At 73.1% G+C, this 24,794-nt stretch carries 28 protein-coding genes; 14 read left to right on the top strand and 14 right to left on the bottom strand.

All coding sequences use genetic code 11. The annotated features are described in order from the left end of the window. Positions 1 to 479: 479 nt before the first annotated feature. On the top strand, positions 480 to 1,580 hold the full coding sequence (locus E4P38_RS05765) for a trypsin-like peptidase domain-containing protein (RefSeq protein ID WP_245160820.1): 1,101 nt from the start codon (positions 480 to 482) through the stop codon (positions 1,578 to 1,580). A gap of 90 nt (positions 1,581 to 1,670) precedes the next feature. After that, positions 1,671 to 2,045 (top strand): twin-arginine translocase TatA/TatE family subunit, encoded by a 375-nt coding sequence (locus E4P38_RS05760; RefSeq protein ID WP_135130813.1) that lies wholly within the window; start codon positions 1,671 to 1,673, stop codon positions 2,043 to 2,045. A gap of 88 nt (positions 2,046 to 2,133) precedes the next feature. Here E4P38_RS05760 and E4P38_RS05755 read toward each other — a convergent pair whose 3' ends face one another. Beyond that, positions 2,134 to 2,589, bottom strand: a complete 456-nt coding sequence (locus tag E4P38_RS05755) for an SRPBCC family protein (protein ID WP_135130812.1) — start codon at positions 2,587 to 2,589, stop codon at positions 2,134 to 2,136. Positions 2,590 to 2,612: 23 nt separating this feature from the next. Next, complete coding sequence (locus E4P38_RS05750) at positions 2,613 to 3,764, bottom strand: Mrp/NBP35 family ATP-binding protein (protein ID WP_135130811.1); 1,152 nt, start codon at positions 3,762 to 3,764, stop codon at positions 2,613 to 2,615. A 224-nt stretch (positions 3,765 to 3,988) separates the two neighbouring features. Here E4P38_RS05750 and E4P38_RS22830 point away from each other — a divergent pair, with 224 nt between their 5' ends. The 5 genes from E4P38_RS22830 to E4P38_RS05735 all read left to right on the top strand — a co-directional run bounded on the left by E4P38_RS22830 (position 3,989) and on the right by E4P38_RS05735 (position 6,086). Further along, positions 3,989 to 4,141: a hypothetical protein gene (locus E4P38_RS22830; RefSeq protein ID WP_167760460.1), complete on the top strand. Its 153-nt coding sequence runs from the start codon at positions 3,989 to 3,991 to the stop codon at positions 4,139 to 4,141. Positions 4,142 to 4,249: 108 nt separating this feature from the next. Continuing rightward, positions 4,250 to 4,399: a hypothetical protein gene (locus E4P38_RS22825; RefSeq protein ID WP_167760459.1), complete on the top strand. Its 150-nt coding sequence runs from the start codon at positions 4,250 to 4,252 to the stop codon at positions 4,397 to 4,399. Between the two features lie 36 nt (positions 4,400 to 4,435). After that, positions 4,436 to 5,149, top strand: a complete 714-nt coding sequence (locus E4P38_RS05745; RefSeq protein WP_135130810.1) for an AzlC family ABC transporter permease — start codon at positions 4,436 to 4,438, stop codon at positions 5,147 to 5,149. Continuing rightward, the gene (locus tag E4P38_RS05740) at positions 5,146 to 5,463 is read left to right on the top strand and encodes an AzlD domain-containing protein (RefSeq protein ID WP_135130809.1); all 318 of its coding nucleotides are present in this window, start codon (positions 5,146 to 5,148) and stop codon (positions 5,461 to 5,463) included. Before E4P38_RS05745 ends, E4P38_RS05740 begins: the two co-directional genes overlap by 4 nt. Positions 5,464 to 5,510: 47 nt before the next feature. Further along, on the top strand, positions 5,511 to 6,086 hold the full coding sequence (locus tag E4P38_RS05735; RefSeq protein WP_135130808.1) for a hypothetical protein: 576 nt from the start codon (positions 5,511 to 5,513) through the stop codon (positions 6,084 to 6,086). Positions 6,087 to 6,099: 13 nt separating this feature from the next. On the opposite strand, the gene E4P38_RS05730 is transcribed toward E4P38_RS05735, so the two are convergent. Genes E4P38_RS05730 through E4P38_RS05715 form a run of 4 tightly spaced genes read right to left on the bottom strand, consistent with a single transcriptional unit; the run spans position 6,100 to position 8,894 of the window. Further along, positions 6,100 to 6,594, bottom strand: coding sequence for a methylated-DNA--[protein]-cysteine S-methyltransferase (locus E4P38_RS05730; protein WP_280791050.1), 495 nt, complete (start codon positions 6,592 to 6,594; stop codon positions 6,100 to 6,102). Between the two features lie 32 nt (positions 6,595 to 6,626). Then, complete coding sequence (locus E4P38_RS05725; RefSeq protein ID WP_135130807.1) at positions 6,627 to 7,103, bottom strand: GNAT family N-acetyltransferase; 477 nt, start codon at positions 7,101 to 7,103, stop codon at positions 6,627 to 6,629. A 20-nt stretch (positions 7,104 to 7,123) separates the two neighbouring features. Next, complete coding sequence (locus E4P38_RS05720) at positions 7,124 to 7,663, bottom strand: DUF1003 domain-containing protein (protein WP_135130806.1); 540 nt, start codon at positions 7,661 to 7,663, stop codon at positions 7,124 to 7,126. After that, positions 7,656 to 8,894, bottom strand: coding sequence for a CBS domain-containing protein (locus E4P38_RS05715; RefSeq protein ID WP_135130805.1), 1,239 nt, complete (start codon positions 8,892 to 8,894; stop codon positions 7,656 to 7,658). The genes E4P38_RS05720 and E4P38_RS05715 overlap by 8 nt, the downstream gene beginning before the upstream one ends. Before the next feature lie 25 nt (positions 8,895 to 8,919). On the opposite strand from E4P38_RS05715, the gene E4P38_RS05710 reads away from it, so the two are divergent. The 3 genes from E4P38_RS05710 to E4P38_RS05700 all read left to right on the top strand — a co-directional run bounded on the left by E4P38_RS05710 (position 8,920) and on the right by E4P38_RS05700 (position 11,838). Continuing rightward, entirely contained in the window at positions 8,920 to 9,789 is an 870-nt protein-coding gene (locus tag E4P38_RS05710) for a PhzF family phenazine biosynthesis protein (RefSeq protein ID WP_209308952.1), read from the top strand. After that, positions 9,786 to 10,715 carry a DMT family transporter gene (locus E4P38_RS05705; protein ID WP_245160819.1) on the top strand — a complete coding sequence of 310 codons (930 nt, stop codon included), beginning with the start codon at positions 9,786 to 9,788 and terminating at the stop codon, positions 10,713 to 10,715. The genes E4P38_RS05710 and E4P38_RS05705 overlap by 4 nt, the downstream gene beginning before the upstream one ends. Before the next feature lie 169 nt (positions 10,716 to 10,884). Then, positions 10,885 to 11,838 carry a CoA ester lyase gene (locus tag E4P38_RS05700; protein ID WP_135130804.1) on the top strand — a complete coding sequence of 318 codons (954 nt, stop codon included), beginning with the start codon at positions 10,885 to 10,887 and terminating at the stop codon, positions 11,836 to 11,838. A gap of 81 nt (positions 11,839 to 11,919) precedes the next feature. Here the strand turns inward: E4P38_RS05700 and E4P38_RS05695 are convergent, their stop codons facing one another. Further along, the gene (locus E4P38_RS05695) at positions 11,920 to 12,345 is read right to left on the bottom strand and encodes a DUF4190 domain-containing protein (protein ID WP_135130803.1); all 426 of its coding nucleotides are present in this window, start codon (positions 12,343 to 12,345) and stop codon (positions 11,920 to 11,922) included. 180 nt (positions 12,346 to 12,525) lie between these two features. Between E4P38_RS05695 and E4P38_RS05690 the strand changes: the two genes are divergently transcribed. Next, complete coding sequence (locus E4P38_RS05690; RefSeq protein WP_135130802.1) at positions 12,526 to 13,725, top strand: acyl-CoA dehydrogenase family protein; 1,200 nt, start codon at positions 12,526 to 12,528, stop codon at positions 13,723 to 13,725. 57 nt (positions 13,726 to 13,782) lie between these two features. Here E4P38_RS05690 and E4P38_RS05685 read toward each other — a convergent pair whose 3' ends face one another. The 7 genes from E4P38_RS05685 to E4P38_RS05655 form a co-directional block, all read right to left on the bottom strand. Then, a complete protein-coding gene (locus E4P38_RS05685; RefSeq protein WP_135130801.1) occupies positions 13,783 to 14,574 on the bottom strand; it encodes an ABC transporter permease in 792 nt (263 codons plus the stop codon). Then, positions 14,571 to 15,524 carry an ATP-binding cassette domain-containing protein gene (locus E4P38_RS05680; protein ID WP_135130800.1) on the bottom strand — a complete coding sequence of 318 codons (954 nt, stop codon included), beginning with the start codon at positions 15,522 to 15,524 and terminating at the stop codon, positions 14,571 to 14,573. Before E4P38_RS05680 ends, E4P38_RS05685 begins: the two co-directional genes overlap by 4 nt. Before the next feature lie 50 nt (positions 15,525 to 15,574). Further along, positions 15,575 to 16,366, bottom strand: coding sequence for a DUF4097 family beta strand repeat-containing protein (locus E4P38_RS05675; RefSeq protein ID WP_135130799.1), 792 nt, complete (start codon positions 16,364 to 16,366; stop codon positions 15,575 to 15,577). Positions 16,367 to 16,429: 63 nt separating this feature from the next. Then, on the bottom strand, positions 16,430 to 16,987 hold the full coding sequence (locus E4P38_RS05670; RefSeq protein WP_135130798.1) for a toxin-antitoxin system HicB family antitoxin: 558 nt from the start codon (positions 16,985 to 16,987) through the stop codon (positions 16,430 to 16,432). Between the two features lie 85 nt (positions 16,988 to 17,072). Continuing rightward, positions 17,073 to 18,326: a multidrug effflux MFS transporter gene (locus E4P38_RS05665; RefSeq protein WP_135130797.1), complete on the bottom strand. Its 1,254-nt coding sequence runs from the start codon at positions 18,324 to 18,326 to the stop codon at positions 17,073 to 17,075. A 143-nt stretch (positions 18,327 to 18,469) separates the two neighbouring features. After that, a complete protein-coding gene (locus E4P38_RS05660) occupies positions 18,470 to 20,500 on the bottom strand; it encodes a glycosyltransferase family 39 protein (RefSeq protein ID WP_135130796.1) in 2,031 nt (676 codons plus the stop codon). Next, positions 20,494 to 21,774, bottom strand: coding sequence for a bifunctional glycosyltransferase family 2/GtrA family protein (locus tag E4P38_RS05655; RefSeq protein WP_135130795.1), 1,281 nt, complete (start codon positions 21,772 to 21,774; stop codon positions 20,494 to 20,496). Before E4P38_RS05655 ends, E4P38_RS05660 begins: the two co-directional genes overlap by 7 nt. Before the next feature lie 127 nt (positions 21,775 to 21,901). Between E4P38_RS05655 and E4P38_RS05650 the strand changes: the two genes are divergently transcribed. The 3 genes from E4P38_RS05650 to E4P38_RS05640 all read left to right on the top strand — a co-directional run bounded on the left by E4P38_RS05650 (position 21,902) and on the right by E4P38_RS05640 (position 24,769). Further along, positions 21,902 to 22,822 (top strand): NADP-dependent oxidoreductase, encoded by a 921-nt coding sequence (locus E4P38_RS05650; protein ID WP_245160818.1) that lies wholly within the window; start codon positions 21,902 to 21,904, stop codon positions 22,820 to 22,822. Between the two features lie 82 nt (positions 22,823 to 22,904). Continuing rightward, positions 22,905 to 23,216: an EthD family reductase gene (locus E4P38_RS05645; RefSeq protein ID WP_135130793.1), complete on the top strand. Its 312-nt coding sequence runs from the start codon at positions 22,905 to 22,907 to the stop codon at positions 23,214 to 23,216. A gap of 5 nt (positions 23,217 to 23,221) precedes the next feature. Next, positions 23,222 to 24,769 (top strand): acetolactate synthase large subunit, encoded by a 1,548-nt coding sequence (locus E4P38_RS05640; protein ID WP_135130792.1) that lies wholly within the window; start codon positions 23,222 to 23,224, stop codon positions 24,767 to 24,769. The last annotated feature ends 25 nt before the right edge of the window (positions 24,770 to 24,794 follow it).

The raw sequence follows: 24,794 nt of genomic DNA, 5'->3' as shown, positions 1-24,794 counted from the left end.
CCCCCGACGACCGTCCGTCCGACGACTCCCCGGGGAAGCACTCGGCAGCTGACGCCTCAGCTCCCGACGGTGCCGCGGTCTTCGCCCGACCGGCGGCCGCGGACGGTTCCTTCGGCGACGCCCCGGATCGGCTGGCCCCCCGCGCGGTCGCCGGGCCGCGTCCCACCCCCGGGCAGGAGGCCGCCTTCGGTCGCCCGGAGGCGGTCGACGGTAGTTTCGCCGACAACCGGCCGACCCCGCCCGCGCGGCGGCTGCCGCCCCCGCCGGCCGAGGCGCTGCTCCGCGCGTTCGGCCCGCCCTCGACCGGCCAGCGCGGCCTGCAGGACCCGCCCGCCGGCCGGCCGGGACGCCGCCGCACCGCCACCGGGCCGTGGTGGAAGCCCGACGCCCGCAGCGATCCGTGGCGCGATCCCTACGCCCCCGCCGGACTCGGCGCCCCCGCGGTCTACGACGAGGCCACCCAGCCGGGGCCGATCGTCGTGGACGCGAAGGGCCGCAAGAAGGTCCGGCTGCGTGACCTCTCGATCCGGCTCTCGGTGCTCGCGCTGCTCGCCGTCCTCTTGGTGGGCGCCATCGGCGGGGGCCTGGGCTGGTACCTGACCCGGACCAACGGCGAGACGCCGCTGCTGTCCCCCGGCACCCAGCTGTCCAATGTCGACCCCGGCGTGACCCGCGAACCCGGCTCGATCTCCGCCATCGCCGAGAGCGTCACGCCCGCCGTCGTCTCCATCGAGGTGCGGGTCGGCCAGGCCGGCGCGACGGGCTCCGGCGTGGTCATCGAGGGCGAGGACGGCTACATCGTCACCAACAACCACGTCGTCTCCGGCGCGGACGGCGTCGAGGGTGCCGAGATCCGGGCCGTCTTCTCCGACGGCAGCGGGTCGGTCGCCCGCATCGTCGGTCGGGATCCGGCCAGCGACATCGCCGTCCTCAAGGTGGAGAAGCCCGGCCTGGTGACCGCCTCCCTGGGCAGCTCCGACAACGTCGTCGTCGGCGACCCCGTCGTGGCCATCGGTTCGCCGCTCGGCCTGGCTGGCACCGTCACGAGCGGCATCGTCAGCGCCCTCGACCGGCCGGTGCGGCTGGCGGGCGAGGGCAGCGACACCAACGCCGTGATCAGCGCCGTGCAGACCGACGCCCCGATCAACCCGGGCAACTCCGGCGGTGCCCTGGTCGACGCGACCGGGGCCGTCATCGGGATCAACACCGCGATCGCGTCCACCGGCGGCGGCTCCATCGGCCTCGGCTTCGCCATCCCGATCGACACCGTCCGCGACATCGCCGAGCAGCTCATCGGCACCGGCTCCGCCGTGCACGCCTCGCTGGGGGTGGCCACCCGCTCGGTCACCGACAGCGCCCGCGACGGCGCCCTGGTGCTCAACGTCGAGCCGGGCAGTGCGGCGGCCAAGGCGGGCATCCGCGAGGAGGACGTCGTGATCGCCGTGGAAGGCAAGCCGGTGGGCAGCTCCGAAGAACTCACCGTCGCCGTCGACTCCCACGATCCCGGTGACACGATCACCGTCGAGGTCGTGCGCGGCGGCAGTTCGACCGAGCTCGAAGCCACGCTCGACGCTGCCTGAAGCCGTTCAGCAAGCCGCCAGCAATCGTCCAGGCGCGCGACCTACGCTGGTGACGCCGCGCTCGTGCGGCCACGGAGGACGGGAGCGGCGGTGTTCGACTCGATCGGTTGGGGCGAGATCATCGTCCTGGGCCTCGCTGCTCTCTTCATCTTCGGTCCGGAACGCCTGCCCACGCTGGCGAAGGACGCCGCCACCGGGTTGAAGCGGGTGCGGGCGGCGATCACCGGGGTCCGGGAGCAGGTCAACGAGTCCCTCGGCGACGACCTGCCCGAACTGCGCGACATCGACCTGCGCAAGTACCACCCGAAGACGTTCATCCGGAACCAGCTGCTCGGCGACGACGACGAGCCGACCGTGCACCGGAGTACGGGGTCCACGGCGTCTGCGGTGGTCGGCTCGGCCGCTGCGGCAGCCCGTCCCCGCGACCACGCGACGCCGCCACCGTTCGACCCCGACGCGACCTAGCGGCCGCTGCTCCTGCGCTCTTCGGCCCGCTTTCGCGCCGTTGCAGCGCCGCAAGACCGGGGAAGAGCGCGCGGGTGTGGGGCGCGGATCAGGCCGTGGCGTCCGCCTCCGCCGCCTTCTTGAGCCGTTCGAGGGTTCCGACGATGCCCTCACGGTTGCGCTCTGGGAACTTCGCCCAGCGCACGACGGCGTCGGTCACCGGGTCCGCGCGCGAGGTGTCGAAGGTTTCGGTGACCGTCGTCCCGCCGTCCGGCGTGGGCGTCAGCTCGTAGCGCCAGCGGTTGGCGGTGAAGTGGCGCCAGGCGATGAGCCGGTCCTGCTCGAACTCGACGACGCGGTTGACGATCACGTAGGGGACGCCGAACAGCTTCATCCGCACCGTGAAGCGCTCGCCCTTCGCGGTGATCCGTTCGGGCCCCGAGATGATCGAGCCCACCGATCCGGAGCCGTCGATCCGGGAGTGCTGGCGCGGGGCGGCCAGGATCGCGAAGACGACGGCCGCTGGGGCGTCGATCGTGATGCTGCCGCTGACCTGGTCGCTCATCCCGTGACCGATGCCGTTCTCTCTCAGCGGCGGACGGGCGTGAGGCCGAGCGACATACCGGAGAGGCCGCGCTGACGGACGGCGAGGGTGTCGGCGATCTTCTCCAGCGCCTGCGCGGCGGGGGAGTCGGGCTGGGCCAGCACGATCGGGGCACCGGCGTCGCCGGCCTCGCGCAGCCGGGTGTCGAGCGGGATCTGGCCCAGCAGCGGCACCCGTGCGCCGAGGGTCTTGGTCAGCGCGTCGGAGACGGCCTCGCCACCACCGGAGCCGAAGACCTCCATGCGCGAGCCGTCGGGCAGCTCGAGCCACGACATGTTCTCGACCACGCCGACCACCTGCTGGTGGGTCTGCGTGGCGATCGCCCCGGCGCGCTCGGCCACCTCGGCGGCGGCGAGCTGCGGCGTCGTCACGACGAGGATCTCGGCGTTCGGCACCAGCTGGGCCACCGAGATCGCGACGTCACCGGTGCCCGGCGGGAGGTCCATGAGCAGGACGTCGAGGTCGCCCCACCACACGTCGGCGAGGAACTGCTGCAGCGCGCGGTGCAGCATCGGCCCACGCCACACGACCGGCGTGTTACCCGGGGTGAACATGCCGATCGAGATGACCTTCACGCCGTATGCCTGCGGCGGCATGATCATGTTGTCGACCTGGGTCGGCTTGTCCTCGACACCCAGCATGCGCGGCACCGAGTGGCCGTAGATGTCGGCGTCGACGACACCTACCGACAGCCCGCGCCTGGCCAGCGAGGCCGCGAGGTTCACCGTGACGCTGGACTTGCCGACGCCACCCTTGCCGGAAGCCACCGCGTAGACGCGGGTGAGCGACCCGGGCTGGGCGAACGGGATCACCGGCTCGGCGGTGTCGCTGCCGCGGACGGTCTTGCGCAGCTCGGAGCGCTGCTCGTCGCTCATCACGTCGAGCTCGACCTGTACCGACGTCACGCCCGGGACGGCGGACACGGCGGTGGTCACCCGGTTGGTGATGGTCTCGCGCATCGGGCAGCCGGCGACGGTCAGGTAGACATCCACGCGGACGGAACCGTCGGCGCCGATCTGCACGTCCTTGACCATGCCCAGCTCGGTGAGCGGGCGGTTGATCTCCGGGTCCTGGACGGTGGCCAGAGCGGCGTTGACGGCGTCCAGCGCCGGCGAGCCGGTCAGCGTGTCGGTCATCGGTGCGTGTGTCTCCTTCGACGGGGGACCCTGGTACGGCGGTCGGCCTGAGGACGGCGGGACCTGCACGATCGGGTCGCCTGCCACTGTACGGCGGGCGGCCCGCCCCACCGCTCCGAGGAGGGTGATCTGGCGCGCAGCGCCGTCTGAGGGCCTCAGATCCGCGCCCCCTCGCTTAGGCGCCGCCGGGGGCTGAGGACTGCCCGGTCGGACGATGCCCGGTGGTGCCCCTCAGGACGACCGTCGCCGACATGACGACGACGCTGCTCGACACCGGCACCACGCGCACCTCCGCTCCCGACGACCTCCGGCTCCTCCTGGACGACGTCCTCCTCTCCGTGGGGACCGACGACACCCCCGACCGTTACGCCGGCTGAACGCCCGCGGGCCGGACGCTGCTGGCCCTGGCCGCGCTGGCCCGCCGAGCGGCCGGCGCTCTCGGCGGGGACCCCGGGTTCGCGCTCACCGGCGGACCGGGCATCGTCGTGCAGCGCGAGCTGGCCTCCGCCGCACGGCTGCTGGACGAGGCGGCCGAGGCCGCGCGGGGCGGGTTGTGGGAGATCGACGACCTGCTCGTCACGGCCGAGCGGCTGCGGGCGGAGCTGGTGGAGACGCTCGCGGCGACCCGCGGCTGATCGGGCGCGCAGGCGAGGGCCGTTAACCTCGCCGGAGTGTCCTCTCCCGAGCGCTCGGCCACCGTGCGCGACTCCCTCGGGCTGGGCCTGGCGGTAGGCCTGTACGGGGCGGCTTTCGGGGCTGCGGCCGACGCCGCCGGGCTGAGCGTCTGGCAGGCGGTGAGCCTGTCCGCGCTGATGTTCACCGGCGCCTCGCAGTTCGCGCTGGTCGGCGTCCTGGGCGCGGGCGGGAGTGCGCTCGCCGCTGTCGGGAGCGCGCTGCTGCTCGGCACCCGCAACACCGTCTACGGCGTCCGCCTCGTTCCCCTGCTGCGACCGCGCGGCGTCGTCCGCAAGGTGGGGACGGCGCACTGGGTCATCGACGAGACGACCGCGATGGCCCTCGCCGCCCCGAACCCGGTGCTGGGCAGACTTGCGTTCCTCGTGACGGGCGCGTCGATCTACCTGATGTGGAACGCCATGACGCTCGTGGGTGCGCTGGGCGCCGCCGGCCTGGGCGGGACCGCGCGGGCGGCCCTCGACGCCGTCGTCCCCGCTGCCTTCCTGGCGCTGCTCTGGCCGCGGCTGCGCAGGACGTTCCCCGAGGCCGCGACGCAACGGCGGGTGGCGGTGGGCGGCGCCGTCGTCGCGCTGGCCCTGACGCCGTTCGTGCCCGCCGGGGTGCAGGTGATCGCCGCGGTCGTGGCGGTCGCGCTGGCCGGGCGCCCCCGCACCGTCGGGACTCCGGCCCCGTCGGAGGAACAGGCATGAGCGGCACCTCCCTCTGGGCGGCGGTCCTCGCCGCGTCGCTGGGCTGCTACCTGCTCAAGCTCGCCGGGCTGTCCGTGCCGGCCGCGTGGGTCGAGCAGCCCTGGGTCGCCCGGATCGTCGACTTCGTACCGGCCGCGCTCCTGGGTGCCCTCGTCGCCGTGCAGGCCGCGGCCAGCGGCCAGGACCTCGTCCTCGACGGCCGCCTGGTGGGCCTCGCCGTCGCGGCGCTCGCGCTGGCGCTGCGGGCACCGTTCATCGTCGTGCTCCTGCTGGCCGGCGCCGCCGGGGCGCTCGTGCACGTCCTCTTCGGCTGACAGAGGTCGTGATTGTGCGCGTATCCACGTCATTTTCCCGTTCAGGCGTGGATACGTGCACAGTCGCGCCCCTGGTGGGCGGCCTCGCCCTGGTCGGAGGGATCGCCGGCGTCGCTGCCAAGGCGGCCGACGAGTCCGGCTGGCGCTGGGCGGCCGACCTGGGCAGCTATCCGGCGGCCTGGGTGCTGGTGGTGGCGCTGCTCGGGTGGCTCTCCCCCACCGGAGTCGCCGCGGTGCTCCGGTCGGCCGTCTTCTTCGCCGCCATGTCGGTCGCCTACTACGCGTGGGCAGCAGTGGTCCTGGACTTCGGCTGGAACGGCCGGTTGCTGACCGCCTGGCTGTTCCTGTCGGCGACCGCCGTCCCGGCCACCGCGCTCGCGGTGTGGTGGGCAGGACGGCGGAGCGGCATCCTGCCGGGTGCGCTGCTCGCGGGTGCGGCGGCCATCGTGCTGGCGGGGCACGGGACAGGCGTCCAACTCGTCGTGGACGTCGCCGTCGCGCTCGTGCTCGTCGTGCTGCTCCCGCGGCACCGCAGCACGCGGGCATGGGCGATCGTCCTCGTCCTGCCGATGGCCTGGCTGGCCGGGTACGCCCTCGACGTGCTCGACACCGTCCTGTCCTGACGGCACAGCCGCATCAGAACAGGCGGTCGCCGCGCTGTTCGAGGTCGAGCAGGAACCGCTTGCGCGGCAGCCCGCCCCCGAAGCCGACCAGGCTGCCGTCGGCCCCGATGACCCGGTGGCAGGGCACGACGACGGCGATCGGGTTGCGCCCGTTGGCGGCGCCCACGGCCTGGGCGCCACCCGGCTCGCCCACCGCCCTCGCCACATGCCCGTAGGACCGCGTCTCTCCGTAGGGGATGCGGGTCAGCTGGTCCCACACGGCCAGCTCGAAGTCACTGCCGGCGGGCCGCAGCGGCAGCTCGAACGACGTCCGTTCGGCGGCGAAGTACTCGCCCAGCTGCCGGACGACGTCGTCGAACCCCTCGCCGGACTGCTCGCCGAGCGCTTCCGGGTCGAGCGCCGTCGGTGGGGCCATGGCCAGCCGGACCAGCGCGCCGTCCTCACGGACCAGGGTCAGCGGGCCGATCGGCGACGGCACCACGATGTGCGTCTTCGTCAGCGTCCTCACGCAGCGACCGTAGCTCCGGGGGCCGACAGTTCTCAGCCGTCGGTCCACCGGATCTCGCCGGCCACGACGGTGCCGGAGGGAGCCATCCCGAGCGCGCGGGCGACCCCGGCCGACGCCCGGTGGTCGGGGTGGATGGACGCGCTGAACCGGGAGATGCCCGCGCGCCGGAGATCGCCCTGGACCGCCAGCGCAGCTTCCCGGGCGTAACCGCACCCCTGGTGCGGCACGGCGACGACCCAGGCGAGTTCCGCGCCGGCCTCGGTCACCGTCGCCTGGACCGTGCCGATCAGCTCGCCGGTGTCGCGGCGGCGGAGAACCCAGTTGAGCCAGGTCTCGCCGCCGTCCGGGGAGTGCCCGCCGGCCTGCCGGGAGTACCGGGTGCGCAGCTCTGCCTCGGTCGCCGGCTTCCCGCCGGTGAACGTGTGCAGCCGGTCGTCGTCGAAGGCCTGCGCGGCCTCGGCCGCGTGGTCGATCCGCAACGGCTCGAGCACCAGGCGGGCGGTGCGCAAGGCCCCGGTCGTGGACAGCCTTATGCCGTGGGGTCGGCCGGCGTCAGCGCGCCGGTGTCGCGCTTCTTCTTCGCCTTCTTCTCACGCTTCTCGGCGTCGTCGTCGACGAGGAGGAGTCTGCTGAGCTCGCCCCGGATGAAGTCGCGAGTGGCCAGCTCGCCGACGGCGACGCGCAGCGAGGCCAGCTCGCGGGCCAGGTACTCGGTGTCGGCGCGGATCGAGGCCGCGCGGGCGCGGTCCTCCTCGGCCTGCACGCGGTCGCGGTCGGCCTGGCGGTTCTGGGCCAGCAGGATCAGCGGGGCGGCATAGGCGGCCTGCGTGGAGAAGGCCAGGTTGAGCAGGATGAACGGGTAGGGGTCCCAGCGCAGCCGGACGGCGAAGACGTTCAGCGTGATCCAGACGACGACGAGGATCGTCTGGACGGCGAGAAAGCGGCCGGTGCCCAGGAAACGGGCGATCCCCTCCGCGAAGTTGCCGACGGCGTCGGGGTTGAGCCGGAGGAAGCTGCCGAGGCTGCGCGTCCGGCCCCGGGGGACGTCGAGCCGCTGGCTGTCAGCCACGACGCGCCCGCTCACGCCAGTCGTCGGGCAGCAGGTGGTCGAGGACGTCGTCGACACTCACGGCGCCCACCAGCCGGCCCTTGTCGTCGACGACGGGGGCGGCGACCAGGTTGTACGTGGCGAAGTAGCGGGTGACCTCGGCGAGCGGGGCCTCGGGCCGGAGCGGCTCGAGGTCGTCGAGGATGCCGCTCACCAGGCTCGACGGTGGCTCGCGGAGCAGTCGCTGGATGTGCGCCAGGCCGAGGTAGCGGCCGGTGGGCGTGGCCGACGGCGGCCGGCACACGTACACCTGGCTGGCCAGCGACGGCGTCAGCTCCGGCTCGCGCACCCGCGCCAGCGCCTCGGCGACCGTGGCGTCGGGGGAGAGGATCACCGGCTCGCTGGTCATCATCCCGCCGGCGGTGTCCTCGGAGTACTTGAGCAGCTGCCGCACCGGCTCGGCCTCGTCGGGCTCCATGAGCTCCAGCAGCCGGTTCCGGTCGACGTTGGAGAACTCGGCGAGCACGTCGGCGGCGTCGTCGGGATCCATCGCCTCGAGGACGTCGGCGGCCCGCCGTTCCTCCAGCGTGGCGAGGATGACGACCTGGTCGGCCTCGGGCAGCTCGCCCAGGACGTCGGCCAGCCGCTCGTCGTCCAGCGCCTCGGCGACCTCGTGCCGGCGTTTGGCCGGCAGCTCCTGCAGCGCGTGCGCCAGGTCGGCGGCGTTGAGCTCCCGGTAGGTGGCGAGCAGCGTCTCGGTGCCCTGCCCCGACTGCGGCAGGGCCAGGCCGTCGACCTCGTCCCAGCTCAGCTGGTGCAGCTGTCCGCGCCGGCCCAGCCGGCCCGGCTCCTGGACGGCGAGCCGAGAGAGCACCCAGTCGCCGGTGCGGATCTGCTCCATGCCGGCGTCGACGACGTGCGCCGGGCGGTCGGACTCCTTGATGTGCACCGTGCGGTCCAGCAGCTCGCCGAGCACCAGCGTCTCCCCGGCCCGCTGCTCGAAGCGCTTGAGGTTGAGGGTGCCCGACGCGAGCATCACCGCCCCCGACTCGATCGCGGTCACCCGGCCCATGGGCACGAAGATCCGGCGCCGCGCGACGACCTCGACCACCAGGCCGAGGACCCGCGGTGCGGCGGTGTCGACCCGCAGCGCGACGACGACGTCGCGGACCTTGCCGACGCGGTCGCCGTTGGGGTCGAAGACGGTCAGTCCGGCCAATCTGGAGACATAAGCCCGGGTCACCGTCGTCACGAACGCGAAGGCTACCGTCGGGCCCGTGGCGGGCCAGGAAACTCTGGAGTACGAGGTCGTCGACGTGTTCGCGCCGCGAGCCTTCGCGGGCAATCCGCTGGCCGTGGTGTTCGACGCGGACGACCTGACCACGGAGCAGTGCCAGGCGCTGGCCAACGAGTTCCATCTCTCGGAGACGTCCTTCATCTGCGCGCCCACCGAGCTCGGCGCCGACTACCGGGTGCGGATCTTCACCCCGTCGACCGAACTTCCCTTCGCCGGGCACCCGAGCGTCGGCGCGGCCCACACGCTGGTGCGCACCGGCCGACTGTCCGCCGGAACACTCCGCCAGGAGTGCGGCGTCGGTGTCCTCGACCTGGACGTCGACGACGACGGCGCCACGCTCACCGGCGGTACCCCGATGCTCGGCCAGGCCCGGGCACCCGAGGCACTCGCCTCGGCGATGGGGCTGTCGGCCGACGACGTCGCCGGTGTCCCCGCCCACATGGCTGGTTGCGGGCTGCCGTTCACCTACCTGGCGGTCACGCCGGGGGCGGTCGACCGGGCAGTGCCGGACACGGCCGCACTCGACGGCCTCGGTGTCGGCGAGGGCGTCTCGGTGCTCTCCTGGGACGCGGCGACCGCCACCGCGTACGCGCGCGTGTTCGCCGGCGACCTGCACTGGGACGAGGACCCGGCCACCGGCTCCGCGGCCCTCGGCACCGGCGTCTGGCTGGTCGCGACGGGGCTGCTCGGCGCCGACGGGACGTCGTCCTACGTCATCCGGCAGGGCGAGAAGCTGGGCCGCCCGTCCGTGCTGACCTGCACCGTGACCGCGGCCGGCGGGCAGGCCCGGTCGGCGACCGTGCAGGGCACCGTCGTGCCGATCGCGGCGGGGCGCATCCGGGTTCCGTGACGACCCAGAGCACCGCGTCCACCGCCTGGGCGCTGCACCGTCCCGGCGGACGGGACATCGCCCTCATGGCCGTCGCGGTCGTCGGCATCTCGCTGTCCGGACCGCTGACCGCGCTGGTCGTAGCCCCGGTGCTCGCGATCGCGTTCTGGCGCAACGCCGCGGGCGCCGTCGCGATGCTGCCGGTGCTGATCACCCGCGAACGATCGACGCTGACGGGCCTGGGGTGGCGCGACCTGCGGAGCTCCGGGATCGCCGGCCTGTTCCTCGCCGCGCACTTCGCCGCCTGGCTGCCGAGCCTGTCGATGACGACCGTCGCGGCCTCGATCGCACTGGTGACCACCACCCCCATCTGGACGGCGCTGGCCGCCCGCCTCTCCGGCGTGCACCTGCCCAGAGCCGTGTGGTGGGGCCTGCTGCTGGCGGTCGTGGGCGCCGCACTGATCGCCGGCGTGGACGTCACGGTGAGCCTGGAGGCGGTGGCCGGGGACGGGCTGGCCCTGCTCGGGGCGATCTTCGCCGGGGGATACGTGCTGGCCGGTGCCCGGGCGCGGGAACGGCTGGCGACGTCGGCCTACGCGGTCGTCTGCTACTCGACCTGCGCGCTCGTCCTCGCCGTCGCGGCGGTGATCGCGGACGTCCCCCTCGCCGGGTTCAGTGCCCGTGACTGGTGGCTGATCGCCGCGATCACCTTCGTCGCCCAGCTGCTCGGCCACACGGTGTTCAACCTGGTCGTGTCCACGGTCGGTCCCACGATCGTCAGCCTCGCGATCCTGCTCGAGGTGCCGGGGTCGCTGATCGTCGCGCTGGTGCTGCTGGACCAGGCACCGCCACTGCTGGCGCTGCCCGGCATGGTGGCCGTGGTCGTCGGGGTGACGCTGGTGGTACGGGCCAGCCGCCCGACGACCCTGGTGGAAGCCGCCACCTGAGGTCCGACCGTGCAGGTGACGTCGCCCGATCCGGCGAGTCGGTGCGTGTCATCGACCACAACCGCGCCGTCGGCGGGCGGGGGCGGGTATCGGCCGGAGCGCGACGCGATTCCGCCGTCGCTACTCTCCGGTAACCGACTATCCGACCCCATCGATCAGCGGAGGCACCGTGGCCGAGCTCCGATCCCGTCGTTCCAACCTGGCCGTCCCCGGCAGCAACCCGCGCTTCCTCGAGAAGGCGAAGGGCCTCCCGGCCGACCAGGTGTTCCTCGACCTCGAGGACGCCTGCGCGCCGCTGGCCAAGCCCGGTGCCCGCAAGAACATCGTCGCGGCGCTGAACGAGGGCGGCTGGGGCGACAAGATCCGCACCGTCCGGGTCAACGACTGGACGACGGAGTGGACCTTCCAGGACGTGCTCGAGGTCGTCGGCGGCGCCGGCGCCGAGCTCGACGCGATCATGCTGCCCAAGGTCCAGGACGCCGCCCAGGTCAAGGCGCTGGATCTGCTGCTCACCCAGATCGAGAAGGCCAACGGCCTCGAGGTCGGCCGCATCGGCATCGAGGCGCAGATCGAGACGGCCCAGGGCCTGATCAACGTCAACGACATCGCGTTCGCCAGCGACCGGATCGAGACGATCATCTTCGGGCCGGCCGACTTCATGGCCAGCATCAACATGAAGTCGCTGGTGGTCGGCGCCCTGCACCCGGACTACCCGGGCGACCCGTTCCACTACATCCTCATGCAGATCCTCATGGCCGCCCGTGCCCGCGGCGTGCAGGCCATCGACGGCCCCTTCCTGCAGGTCCGCGACGTGCCCGCCTTCGAGGAGGTCGCCAAGCGGTCGGCGATGCTCGGCTTCGACGGCAAGTGGGTGCTGCACCCCGGGCAGATCGACGCGGCCAACGAGATCTACGCGCCGTCCCAGGAGGACTACGACCACGCCGAGCTGATCCTCGACGCCTACGACTGGGCGACGTCGGAGGCCGGTGGCAAGAAGGGCTCGGCGATGCTGGGCGACGAGATGATCGACGAGGCCAGCCGCAAGATGGCCCTGGTCATCGCGGGCAAGGGTCGCGCCGCGGGCATGGACCGCACCTCGTCCTTCACCCCACCCGAAGGCTGAGGTGTGCCCCCGGACAGGGGCTGGAAGGCCCCGTCCGGAGGCTCGCCCCGAGCGTGCGAGGGTGAGTGGGTCGGGTTCCTTTCAGGGGCCGAAGGACCCGCTGCCGATCGAGGCGAGCGCGACGATCCAGAAGACGATGACCAGCACGAAGATCGCGGTGAAGATGCCGCCGACGATCATGCCGGCCAGCGCCAACCCGTCGCCGTCCTCACCGGTCTCGCGGATCTGCTTGCGCGCCACGATGCCGAGGATCAGGCCGGCCGGGGCGAAGACGAACGCCAGCACCAGCGCGAGGATCGCCATCGTGTTCGTCGGCCGCCCGTACGGCATCGGGTAGCCCGGCGGCGGGCCGTACCCGGGCGGGGCTCCGTAGGGCTGCTGCCCGTAGCCGGGGGGCGGGCCGTACCCGGGTGCCGGGGGCTGGCCGGGTGGCGGGCCGTAGGCGGGCGGGACGGACGGCGGCGGTGGGGGGTCGCCGCGGTAGAGGTTCTCGTCGCTCGTGCTCATGGGTTCCTCCCCGTCCAGCGGTCGCCGATCAGGGCGTACTCCACCACGATCTCGGGGACGGCACGGCGTCCGGCGCGCGGGGATCCCCCGACCGGGCGTGAGCAGGCACACCCGGGACGCCGACCCGCGGTACCCCATACTGACGAGTAACTACGGACACCGGAGTCCCGGAGGAGATCCATGACCCGCCTCGCGCAGACCGCGGACCTGACCGACATCCAGCAGGAGATCCTGTCCACGGTCAGGACCTTCGTCGACCGGGAGATCATCCCGAACGCCCAGGAGCTCGAGCACGGCGACATCTACCCGCAGGAGATCGTCGACGGCCTCAAGGAGCTCGGGATCTTCGGCCTCATGATCCCGGAGGAGTTCGGCGGTCTGGGGGAGTCGCTGCTGACCTACGCGCTGGTGGTCGAGGAGATCGCGCGCGGCTGGATGAGCGTCTCGGGTGTCATCAACACCCACTTCATCGTCGCCTACATGGTCCTGCAGCACGGCACGCAGGAGCAGAAGGAGCGCTTCCTCCCGCGCATGGCCACCGGTGAGGTCCGCGGTGCGTTCTCGATGTCGGAGCCGGGTCTGGGGTCCGACGTCGCCGGCATCCGCACCAAGGCCACGAAGACCGACGACGGCGACTACGTCATCGACGGCCAGAAGATGTGGCTGACCAACGGCGGCAGCTCCACGCTGGTCGCGGCGCTGGTGCGCACCGACGAGGGCGCCGAGAAGCCCCACCAGAACCTCACGACCTTCCTCATCGAGAAGCCCGCCGGCTTCGGCGAGGTGCTCCCGGGGCTCACGATCCCCGGCAAGATCGACAAGATGGGCTACAAGGGCGTCGACACCACCGAGCTGGTGTTCGACGGCTTCGCGGCCAAGGCCGACGACATCCTCGGCGGGGCGCCGGGCCGCGGCTTCTCCCAGATGATGGACGGCGTCGAGGTGGGCCGGGTGAACGTGGCCGCCCGCGCCTGCGGCATCTCCATCCGGGCCTTCGAACTGGCCATCCAGTACGCCCAGCAGCGCGAGACCTTCGGCAAGCCGATCGCGCAGCACCAGGCGATCGCCTTCCAGCTCGCCGAGATGGCGACCAAGGTGGAGGCCTCGCACACCATGATGGTGCGGGCCGCCCGGCTGAAGGACGCGGGCTCGCGCAACGACGTCGAGGCCGGCATGGCCAAGCTGATCGCCAGCGAGTACTGCGCCGAGGTGACCACGCAGTCCTTCCGGATCCACGGTGGCTACGGCTACTCCAAGGAGTACGAGATCGAGCGGCTCATGCGTGAGGCGCCGTTCCTGCTCATCGGTGAGGGCACCAGCGAGATCCAGAAGACGATCATCAGCCGCGGCCTGCTGAAGACCTACGCGCTCAAGCGCTAGCGGCACTGGAACGGCCCCTGTCCCTCGCGAGGGACAGGGGCCGCTCCATGTCCGGGCCTACCGGGCGGGACGGCGGTCGTAGCTGGAGCGCGCCCAGAGGTAGCCCACCAGGGCGAGGGCGACGCACCAGCCGACGGCCAGGGCCGCGCTCGAGCCGATCGCCGTGCCGGTCAGCAGCCCCCGCAGGGTGTCGATGATCGGCGTGAAGGGCTGGTACTCGGCGAACCACCGGAGCCCGGCGGGCATCGTCTCGGTCGGGACGAAGCCGCTGCCGAAGAACGGCAGCAGGATCAGGGGCATCGGCAGGTTGCTGGCGCCCTCGACGCTCTTGGCGGCGAGGCCCATCGCGACCGACAGCCAGGACAGCGCGAAGCTGACCAGCACGAGCAGACCGGTCGCGGCGAGCCACTCCACGACGTTCGCGTCGGGCCGGAACCCGATCAGCAGGGCGACCACCACGACGAACGCGAGGCCGATCAGCGTCTGGACCACGGCCCCCACGACGTGCCCGGTGAGCACGGACGCGCGGGCGATCGACATCGTCCGGAAGCGGGCGATGATGCCCTCGTTCATGTCCATGGCGACCGAGATCGCCGTTCCCTGGGCGGCGCTGGCGATCGCCAGCACGAGGATCCCGGGCGTGAGGAAGTCGGCGTACTCGGCGCGGCCGCCGGACACCCCGCCGAGTCCCGCCCCGAGGGTGCCGCCGAACACGAAGACGAACAGCAGCAGGAGGACGACGGGGATGCCGGCGACCATCAGCGTGAGGACCGGGTACCGCACCGCGTGCTTGAGGTTGCGGCGCAGCATCGTCGCGCTGTCGGTGAGCGTGTAGGAGAGCGTGGTCATGGCGCGGGCACCTTCTCGTCGGTGGTCGGGCGGCCGGTGAGGGCCAGGAAGACGTCGTCCAGGTCAGGGGTGTGCACGGTCAGCCCGGACACCTCGACCGCGGCCTCGTCGAGCCGGGCGAACAGGGCCTTGAGCGCCTGCACGCTGCCGTCGTTGGGCACTTCCAGGTCCAGTGCGGCGGGATCGGTGGTCTCGACCCCGAGCGCGCGGGCGGCACGGTCGAGGGCATCGGCGCCGTCGAACTGCAGGCGGACGTGCCCGCCGGGGACCAGCCGCTTGAGCTCCTCGGCGGTCCCCTCGGCGACCAGTCGGCCGCCGTTCAGGACGCCGATCCGGTCGGCCAGCTGGTCGGCCTCCTCCAGGTACTGCGTGGTGAGCAGGACCGTGACGCCGTCGGCGACCAGGCCGCGGACGACGTCCCACACCGCCCGGCGGCTGCGCGGGTCGAGCCCGGTGGTCGGCTCGTCGAGGAAGACGATCTGCGGGTCGCCCATGAGGCCCATCGCGAGGTCGAGCTTGCGCCGCATGCCCCCGGAGTAGGTGGCGGGCGTGGTCGTGGCCGCCTCGACCAGGTCGAAGCGCTCGAGCAGGTCGGCGGCCCGGCGCTGACCCTCACGCCGTCCCAGGTGGTGCAGGTCGGCCATGAGCCGCAGGTTCTCCACACCCGTGAGCAGGTTGTCGACCGCGGTGAACTGGCCGGTCACGGCAATCGCGGCGCGCACCGCATCCGGCTCGCGGGACACGTCGGCGCCGCCCACACGGACGGTTCCGGCGTCGGCGGAGATGAGGGTGGAGAGGATGTCGACGGTGGTCGTCTTGCCCGACCCGTTGGGGCCGAGGAGTGCGAAGACGGTGCCCTCGGCGACGGTCAGGTCGAGGCCGTCGAGGACGACGTGGTCACCGAAGGCCTTCTGGAGCCCGGTGATCGAGATCGCCGGGGGACTGGACATGGACATGGCTCAGCTCTCTGTCGGAGGGAGGGGAGGACTGCGGAAGCGGGTCAGGCCCGCCGGACCACGATGTCGCCGTAGGAGGTGCGGGCCCGGATCCGGAGGGGCTCGTCGGACTCGCTCGGGGCGTCGGAGGGCGTCAGCTGGTTGCGGACCTTCCCGGACGAGGACTCCAGGTCCAGCCACGCGGGGGTGCCCTCGGTGATGCCGGCCTCGACCTTGCCGTAGGCGGTGGCGAGGTCCAGGGATCCCGCAGCGGCCTGGTGGACGCTCACCTGGCCGTACTTGGTGGTCGCACCCACCGAGGCCAGTGCACGCTCGACGGTGATGTCGCCACAGGCACTGTCCAGTCGCAGGTCTCCGCCGGCGGTCCGGACCCGGATCTCGCCGTAGGAGGTGCTCGCCTCGCCGTCCCCGTCGACCTGCACCACGGTGATGTCGCCGGCCGACGTGCGGGCGTGCAGCGTCGCGGCGCGGTCGATGCGGATGTCGCCGTAACGGTTGTCGATCCGCACGTCGCCGAGCCGTCCCTCGCAGTCGACGTCGCCGGCGGACAGCACCGCTTCGAGGCTCGACGCCTCGGGGACGAGGACCTCGATGTCGACCGACGGCATGTTGCCGAAGAAGAGCAGCCGCGGACGCCGGGGCGAGGTCACCACCAGCTTCCCGTCGGCGTACTCGACCCGGGTCTGGTCGGCGGCCTGGGCGTCGGCGGAGCTGCGTTCGTTGCTGGGGCGCACCGTGACGACGGTGTCGGAGCGGTCGGCGGCGCGGACCCGGAGGGAGCCGCCGGAGACGTCGGTGCGGATCTGGACGGGGAAGGGGGTGTCGAACGTCGGCATGGGATCGGACCTCTGCGGGTGGAGGGCGTCCTGGGCGGGTCGCCGGGGACGTGGGCGGAGTCGCTAGCGGACCCAGCCGGAGTAGTGCTGGCCCGACCACTTGCCCCGGCGTCGATCGGTTGAGCCGCCGGCGTCGCCCGGCTCGAGTCCTCGGGTGACCGCCCGCGTCAGCCAGGTGTTCACGGAGAAGCCCTCACGGGCCGCGGCGTCCTCGACCCGGGACTTGAGCTGCTCCGGGATGCGCAGGGTGATCCGCGCGGTGGCGCCCTCGTCGGGGTCCGGACCGGGTGCGGACGACGGGGGAGCGGGCGGGGGCTCGGATCCGGTGGCCGGGGCGGGCGCGTCGGCCGGGCCCCGGTCGTCATCGATGAGGTCGTGCCTCGGGCCGGTGACGACGAAGCCGATGTCACCGCCGCGCAGGCGGACGTCGACCGCGCCGGGCGCCAGCTGGCTGGTGATCTCCTCGGCGGCCGTGGAGAGGGCGCTCAGGAGGGCGAGTCGCAGCGATGCCTCGAGCGGCGCGGTCAGCCGTTCCGCGAGGGCGCGTGCCTCGTCGCCGCCGACATCGGCGGTGGCCACGAGCTCCCGCCGCAGCTGGTCGACATAGGGGGAGAGGTCCATGACGTCAGCATGGCACTCCTATGACGTCAACACAAGTGTCAGTGACGGCAATATGACGTCATCGCGCCGTCGCGGACCACGACCATCACGCGGGCGGGACGACGACCTCGTCCTCCGGTGTCGTCGCGACCTCCACGTTCGAGCTCCGGCTCAGCACCAGCAGCCCACCGACGGTCACGACGGCGATGACGATGCCGAGGGGGACGGCGGTGTCGCTGCCCCCGAGCCCGACCAGCGGTGCGGCGAGGCCGCCGACGACCAGCTGGATGGTCCCCATGACGGCGGCGGCAGTGCCGGCGACCGCGTGCTGCTCGGCCAGTGCGAGTGCCGTCGCAGACGGGGCGATCAGGCCGAGCGCGGCGACCACGAGGAAGAGTGCGACCTCGACGCCGGCCAGACCGAGACCGGCGCCCCCGGGCGGGTCCAGCAGCACGATGGCGGCCAGGAGCACACCGCCGACCGCCTGCAGGCCCGCGGCGAACAGGACGATGCGCCGCTGGGGCATCCGCTCGGCCAGCCGGGCGGCGAGCTGGCTCCCCCCGATGAAACCGGCGGCGTTGACGCCGAACAGGATCGCGAAGGTGGTGCTCGACGTCCCGTGCACCTCCTGGGCCACGAACGAGAAGCCGCCGATGTAGCTGAACATCGCCGCGAAGGCCAGCGCGCTGCCGACGGTGTAGGCCATGAAGTCCCGCTGCCGCACCAGCGCGCCCATCGTCCGTCCGGTGACTGCGAGGCCACCACGGATGCGTCGCTCGGCTGGCAGGGTCTCGCGGAAGAAGAACAGCACGGAGAGGAGGAGCAGTGCGCCGAAGACGGCGAGCCCGACGAAGATGATCCGCCAGTCGCCCAGCCGGAGCAGCCCCGTCCCGACCAGCGGGGCCACGATCGGGGCGACACCGAAGACGAGCATGAGCCGGGCGAAGAACCGGGTGAAGGCGACCCCCGAGTAGAGGTCGCGCACGACGGCCCGCGAGATGACCACTCCGGCGGACCCGGCCAGACCCTGGATCACCCGGAAGACCAGCAGTACCTCCGCGGACGGAGCGACCGCGCACAACAGCGAGGACAGGCAGAACAGGGTCATGCCGATGACCAGCGGCAGCTTGCGCCCGTACCGGTCGCTGAGCGGACCGACGAGCAGCTGCCCCACGCCCAGGCCCACGAAGCTCGCGGTCAGCGTCAGCTGGATCTCGCTGGCGCTGGCCGCGAGGTCGCGGGCCATCTCCGGGAACGCGGGCAGATAGATGTCCGACGTCGCCGGGCCGATCGCGGTGAGCCCGGCCAGGACCGGCACCATCGCCCGCCCATGGGTGCGGGGTGAGGTCGAGACGCCCACGAGGCCTCCGTCTGCGCGGGCCCACGCCGCTGGAACGGGGGCTGTCCGGTGACGGTCTCACCCGAGACCCCGCCTCCGGAAGGCAGGGTGCCGAAAGGCTTCCGAGAAGCCTCAGAACTTTCGGCGCGGACAGTCCGCCGAGGTCAGCCGACGCCGGCGCTCAGGTCGTACAGCGTCACCCCGTCGACGGTCTGGGCCTGGAAGTTCTCCTCCACCCAGGCGGCGATCTCCTGGGCGGAGTCGCTGCCGGTGCCGCTGCGCATGCCGATCCCGCCGCCGATGAACCAGTGCACCCGACCGTCGCTCACGTACTGCTGGAACTGCTCGAGCGTGGGGAAGGGGTCGCTGCCGTTGAAGCCACCGATCGGCATCACGGGCAGTTCGGTCGCAAGCTGGTAGCCGGCCGCCCGGTTGGAGCCGACCGCCGCCGCGGCCCAGGTGTAGGAGGACGCGTCCTCGGCCAGTGCGGCGGCGACGTCGTCGCTCACCTCGGCCGCGTCGAGCAGTCCGCCCGTCCCGCCGCCCCCGACCGTGCCGCCCGTTCCGGCCCGACCGCTGGGGATCCCGGGCAGCGCGCCTCCCGCGACGCCGTTCGGCCCACCGGGGAATCCGCCGGTCGTGCCCGGCAGGCCGCGGTTGACCATCGTGAGCGGGGGCAGCCCGCCGCGGCCGAACCCGGCCGCGGTCACGCCCGGCCCGGCACTCGGGATCGAGCCGCTGTGCGCCGTCCCGGCGGTCTCCAGGGCGTAGGCGGCCGGCCCGCCGAGCGCGGCCAGGAGACCGACCGCGAGCAGCGTCGCCGCCACCGCGCGGCCGACCCGGTCGGCGACGAGCAGTCCGACGGCCGCCACGAGACCGGCGACCAGCAGCAGCCACTTCAGCCACGGGAGGTAGTCGCTGGAGCGGCCGAGCAGGACCCAGGCCCACAGCGCGGTGCCGGCCAGCGTCGCGGCCAGCACGATCCGGGCCCACCCGGAGGCCCGGCGCTGCCACAGCAACCCACCGCCGATGCCCACCAGCGCCGCGATCGCCGGGGCGAGGGCCACCGTGTAGTACGCGTGGAAGATGCCGGCCATCAGGCTGAACACCGCAGCGGTGACCACCAGCCAGCCGCCCCACAGGAGCAGAGCCGCGCGGCGTCGATCGGTGCGCGGGGCACGACCCACCGCCACCAGCCCCCCGACGCCGAGCGCCAGGGCCGCGGGCAGCAGCCAGGCCACCTGGCCGCCGATGTCGGCGCTGAAGAGCCGGCCGAGGCCGGTCTCGCCCCAGCCGCCGCCGGCACCGCCGCCCACGCTGCCGGTCTCGTTCCCGGTGATCCGGCCCAGCCCGTTGTAGCCCCAGATCAGTTCCCAGACGGAGTCGGTCTGCGAGCCCCCGATGTAGGGCCGCCACGAGTCGGGCACGAGTTCGACGACGGCCACCCACCAGCCGCCGGACACCAGCAGGGCGAGCCCCGCGCCGAGCACGTGCAGCAGCCGACGGCGCAGGGTCGTAGGTGCGGCGACGAGGTACACGAGCGCGAACGCCGGGACGACGAGCAGCGCCTGCAGCATCTTCGTCAGGAACGCGAACCCGACGAGGACGCCGACCAGCGCCAGCCACCGCCAGCCGGCCTTCTCGACCGCGCGGGTGAGGGCGTACGCGGCCAGCGTCAGGAGCAGGACCAGCAGCGCGTCGGGGTTGTTGAACCGGAACATCAGGACGGCGACCGGCGTCAGGGCCATCGCGAGCCCGGCGAGCAGGCCGGCGCCGGGCCCGGCGACGCGGCGGACGGCGAGGTAGAGCACGCCGACGGTGGCCACGCCCATCAGCGCCTGGGGCACGAGGATCGACCACGACGACAGCCCGAAGAGCCGCACCGACATCGCCATCACCCACAGCGACGCGGGCGGCTTGTCGACGGTGATCGAGTTGCCGGCGTCCGAGGCGCCGTAGAAGAACGCCTCCCAGTTCGCCGAGCCGGCCTGCGCCGCCGCCGAGTAGAAGGCGTTGGCCCAGCCGGAAGCGGCCAGGTCCCACACGTAGAGCACACCGGTGCCGGCCAGCAGCGCCAGCAGGGCCGGGCGCACCCAGAAGGCATCGGCCGCGCGGCCGCAGACCAACCGCCGGCCTTCCTGCAGGGACCCGCCGCGAGCTTGCGAGCGGTGGGGGGCAGGGAGGTCCTTCAACATCGGGCGGTCTCCATCTCCAGGACGGCGGGCAGCCCGTCGGTGGTCGTCGAGGGGGTGCGGGGGCGGAAGACCCAGCCGCGGAACAGCACGAAACGCAGCAGCGTGGCCACGGCGTTGGCGCCCAGCAGCAGGGCCACCTCGGCGGTGCGAGACGGCGTGGTGACCGCGTGCAGGCCCCAGAGCGCGCCGCTGGTCAGCGCCAGCCCGAGGCCGAACACGACGAGCCCCTGGAACTGGGCCCGTACGGCCCCGGCGCTGCCGCGGATGCCGAAGGTCAGCCGCCGGTTGGTCGCGGTGTTCGCCAAGGCGGTCAGCAGCAGCGCCGCCAGGTTGGCCGGCTGCGCGCCGACCGTGCCGCGCAGCAGCACGAAGATCGCCAGGTAGGCGAGCGTGGACAGCACGCCGACGACGGCGAAGCGGACGAGCTGGGTCAGCAGGCCCGCGGGCACACCCGGCACGGGGTCGGGTAGCGGCTGGCGGCCGATCTGGGCGCGGAGCTCGGCGACGGGCAGCCGGCCGGTCGTGAGGGCGCGCAGCATCCGGGCGATCCCGGCCAGGTCGGCGCGGGCGGTGGAGACGATGTCGACGCGGCTGTCGGGGTCGTCGACCCAGTCGACCGGCACCTCGTGGATCCGCAGTCCGGCGCGCTCGGCGAGCACCAGCAGTTCGGTGTCGAAGAACCACCCCGTGTCCTCCACCAGAGGCAGCAGCCGTCGGGCGACGTCCCCCCGGATGGCCTTGAAGCCGCACTGGGCGTCCGACAGCGACGTGGCCAGCGTGCGGCGCAGCAGCAGGTTGTAGCTGCGCGAGATGACCTCCCGCTTCAGGCCGCGGACCACCCGCGACGAGCGGGACAGCCGCGTGCCGATCGCCAGGTCGGAGTGGCCGCTGATGAGCGGGGCGACCAGCGGCAGGAGGGCGGCGAGGTCGGTGGAGAGGTCGACGTCCATGTAGACGAGGACGGGGGCCTGGGAGCGCAGCCACGCCGTCCGCAGGGCCCGTCCGCGACCCGGCTCGGGCAGGACGAGCACGTCGATGCCGGGCAGCTCGGCCGCGACCCGGGCGGCGACCTCCACCGTCGCGTCTGTGCTCGCGTTCTCGGCGACGGTGATGCGGAACGGATAGGGCAGCTCGGTGAGGTGGGCGTGCAGGCGGCGGAGGCACGGCTCGAGGTCGGTCTCCTCGTTGTGCACGGGGACGACGACGTCGAGGACGGGGAGCCGCGGGCCTGCTGCGTCGGCACGGCCGGGCGCGCCGGACAGGAGGGCGGACATGGAGATCAACATCGGGTGCGTTGCTGGGCTGCCGCCCGGAAGGGGCTGGGTGTCGCCTGTGAGTACCGGGCCGGGCGACGACGTGTAAGCAGGGGCCGTGCTACCAAGGGACGTGCGCGCAGCCGGAGTGACCGAGTTCGGTGGGCCCGAGGTCCTGCACCTCGTCGACGTCCCGGACGAGCCGTTGGGTGCCGGCGAGGTCCGGCTGCGGGTGGCCGCGGCGACGGTGAACCCGACCGACACCAACGCCCGGTCCGGCGCCTACGCCGAGCACGATCCGGTCAAACAGCCGCCGTGGGTGCCGGGCATGGACGTCGCAGGCACCGTCGTCGAGGTGGGCGAGGGCGTCGACCACGTCGCGCCGGGGGACTCCGTGATGGGCATCGTCATCCCGTCGGGTGCCCACGGCGGCTACCGGGAGGACCTCGTCCTGCCGGGCGACTCGGTGGTCCTTGCGCCCGCGGGCACCGACGCCGTCGCTGCGTCGACCCTGCCGATGAACGGTCTCACCGCCCGCCTCGCCCTCGACCACCTGGCGCTCCAGCCGGGACAGGTGCTGGCGGTCACCGGCGCCGCCGGCGCGTTCGGCGGCTACGTCGTCCAGCTGGCGAAGGCCGACGGGCTGACCGTTGTCGCCGATGCATCGGAGTCCGACGAGGCGCTGGTGCGCGACCTCGGCGCCGACGTCGTCGTCCGTCGGGGAGACGACGTCGCCGACCGGATCCGCAAGCACTTCGCCCAGGGCGTCGACGGGCTGGCCGACGGCTCCGTGCAGGACGCGCTCGTGCTGCCCGCGGTGAGGGACGGCGGCGCGGTGGCCACCGTCCGGGGGTACCGCGGCGACGGCTCCCGCGACCTCCGGGTGTTCTCCACGCGGGTGCGCCGGGCAGCGCAGGACCGCGCCGCGCTGGACCGGCTGCGGCAACAGGCCGAGGACGGCGTTCTGACCCTGCGGGTGGCGCAGACCTTCCCGGCGTCGGAGGCCGCCGAGGCCCACCGGCTGCTCGAGGGCGGCGGGGTCCGCGGGCGGCTGGTGCTGACCTTCTGAAGTCGCGGCCGGTGGCGGACAACTGGTTGGGTGCAGGGAACGGTCGTGGGCAGTGGAGCCCGTGCGTGTCGGAGGTAGCGAAATGGTGCACAGGCTCGTCGTCAGCTACGGACAGCCCACGGATCCGTCGGCCTTCGACGCCTACTACCGGGAGACCCACACCCCGCTGGCGCTGCAGCAGCCGGGCCTCGTGCGGCTCACCTTCGGGCACGCCCAGTCCCTGGATCCCGCCCAGCCCGGCCCCTACCTCGTGGCGGAGCTGGACTTCGACTCCGAGGAGGCGATGGGCACGTCGATGGCCTCACCGGAAGGCCGGGCGGCCGGCAAGGACATCCGCAACTTCGCCACCGGTGGCGTGACGTTCGTGCACTTCGACGTCCAGCAGGCGAGCTGACGGCGTTGAACGGCGCACAGGCACTGATCCGGACCCTCGTCGACGCCGGCGTCGACGTCTGCTTCGCCAACCCCGGCACCTCCGAGATGCACTTCGTCGCCGCCCTCGACGACGTCCCCGACATGCGCGCGGTGCTGACCCTCTTCGAGGGCGTGGCGACCGGCGCGGCCGACGGCTACGCGCGGATGGCCGGCCGCCCCGCTGCGACGCTGCTGCACCTCGGCCCGGGCATGGGCAACGGGCTGGCCAACCTGCACAACGCCCGCCGCGGCCGCACGCCGATGGTCAACGTCGTCGGCGACCACGCCCGCTCGCACAAGCGGCTGGACGCGCCGCTGGAGTCCGACATCGACTCCGTCGCGGGCACCTTCTCCGGCTGGGTGCGGCGCTCGCTGGCGCCCGAGGACGTCGCCGGGGACGCGGTCGAGGCCGTCGCCGCGGCCTCCTCGGCGCCCGGCTCCATCTCGACGCTGATCCTCCCGGCCGACGTCTCGTGGGAGGACGGGGCGGAGGTCGCCGGCCCGCTGCCGGTGCGGCCCGCCCCGCGCGTGGCGCCGTCCGTGGTCGAGGAGGTCGCCGCGGTGCTCGCCCTCGGGGAACCGACCGTGCTGTTCCTCGGCGGCGACGTGATGGACGCCGACGGTCAGCTCGCCGCCGCCCAGGTGGCCGCGGGCACCGGTGCTCGGCTGATGTCGGAGACCTTCCCCGCCCGGACGACGCGCGGCGCCGGCCTCCCCGACGTCCCGCGGCTGCCCTACCCGCCGGAGATGGCGATCGCCTCGCTCGCCGGCACGAAGCATCTCGTGCTCGCGGGCGCGACGTCGCCGGTGCACTTCTTCGGCTATCCGGACGTGCCCGGGCACCCGGTGCCCGAGGACTGCGCGGTGCACGTGCTCAGCGCTCCGGGGGAGGACGGCGTCGCCGCGCTCCGGGCGCTGGCGCAGGCCGCCGCTCCGGATGCCACCCCGGACGTGCTCGAGGCATCCCGGCCGGAGCTGCCGACGGGGGAGCTGACCCCACGGGCGATGGCGGCGGTCGTCGGCGCGCTGCTGCCGGAGGACGCGATCCTGGTGGACGAGGCGCTCACCTCGGGGGTGGGGCTGACCGAGCTGACGTCGGGCGCTCCCAGGCACGACTGGCTGTGCCTCACCGGCGGCGCGATCGGCGACGGGCTGCCGATGGCGCTGGGGGCAGCGATCGCCTGCCCCGGCCGGCCCGTCATCGGGATCCAGGCCGACGGCAGTGCGATGTACACGATCTCGGCGCTGTGGTCCTACGCGCGGGAGCAGGCGGACATCACGACGATCATCTGCGACAACGGCTCGTACGCGATCCTCCAGCACGAGCTGTCGCGGGTCGGGGCGGCGAGCGACGGCAAGCGCGCGGGGCAGCTGCTCGACCTCGGTGGGCCGGGCCTGGACTTCGTCGCGCTCGCCAACGGCATGGGCGTGCCGGCGACCCGGGCGACGACGGCGGAGGAACTGGCCGATCAGCTGCGGCGCGCACTGGCCGAGCCCGGGCCGCACCTGATCGACGCGGTGCTGGCCGGGTAGTGACGATGCGCGGTTCCGGTGGCGC

The sequence above is a fragment of the Blastococcus sp. CT_GayMR16 genome (genome assembly GCF_004570875.1).
GTDB lineage: Bacteria > Actinomycetota > Actinomycetes > Mycobacteriales > Geodermatophilaceae > Blastococcus_B.
The sequence above is the reverse complement of the archived record's forward strand: the minus strand, read 5'-3'. Positions and strand labels throughout refer to the sequence as shown.

Coding starts and splice junctions, on each gene's coding strand:
- E4P38_RS05755 (WP_135130812.1), bottom strand. CDS start 2,589: ATGAGCGACCAGGTCAGCGGCAGCATCACGATCGACGCCCCAGCGGCC.
- E4P38_RS05750 (WP_135130811.1), bottom strand. CDS start 3,764: ATGACCGACACGCTGACCGGCTCGCCGGCGCTGGACGCCGTCAACGCC.
- E4P38_RS05740 (WP_135130809.1), top strand. CDS start 5,146: ATGAGCGGCACCTCCCTCTGGGCGGCGGTCCTCGCCGCGTCGCTGGGC.
- E4P38_RS05695 (WP_135130803.1), bottom strand. CDS start 12,345: ATGAGCACGAGCGACGAGAACCTCTACCGCGGCGACCCCCCACCGCCG.
- E4P38_RS05690 (WP_135130802.1), top strand. CDS start 12,526: ATGACCCGCCTCGCGCAGACCGCGGACCTGACCGACATCCAGCAGGAG.
- E4P38_RS05685 (WP_135130801.1), bottom strand. CDS start 14,574: ATGACCACGCTCTCCTACACGCTCACCGACAGCGCGACGATGCTGCGC.
- E4P38_RS05680 (WP_135130800.1), bottom strand. CDS start 15,524: ATGTCCAGTCCCCCGGCGATCTCGATCACCGGGCTCCAGAAGGCCTTC.
- E4P38_RS05675 (WP_135130799.1), bottom strand. CDS start 16,366: ATGCCGACGTTCGACACCCCCTTCCCCGTCCAGATCCGCACCGACGTC.
- E4P38_RS05670 (WP_135130798.1), bottom strand. CDS start 16,987: ATGGACCTCTCCCCCTATGTCGACCAGCTGCGGCGGGAGCTCGTGGCC.
- E4P38_RS05660 (WP_135130796.1), bottom strand. CDS start 20,500: ATGTTGAAGGACCTCCCTGCCCCCCACCGCTCGCAAGCTCGCGGCGGG.
- E4P38_RS05655 (WP_135130795.1), bottom strand. CDS start 21,774: ATGTCCGCCCTCCTGTCCGGCGCGCCCGGCCGTGCCGACGCAGCAGGC.
- E4P38_RS05645 (WP_135130793.1), top strand. CDS start 22,905: ATGGTGCACAGGCTCGTCGTCAGCTACGGACAGCCCACGGATCCGTCG.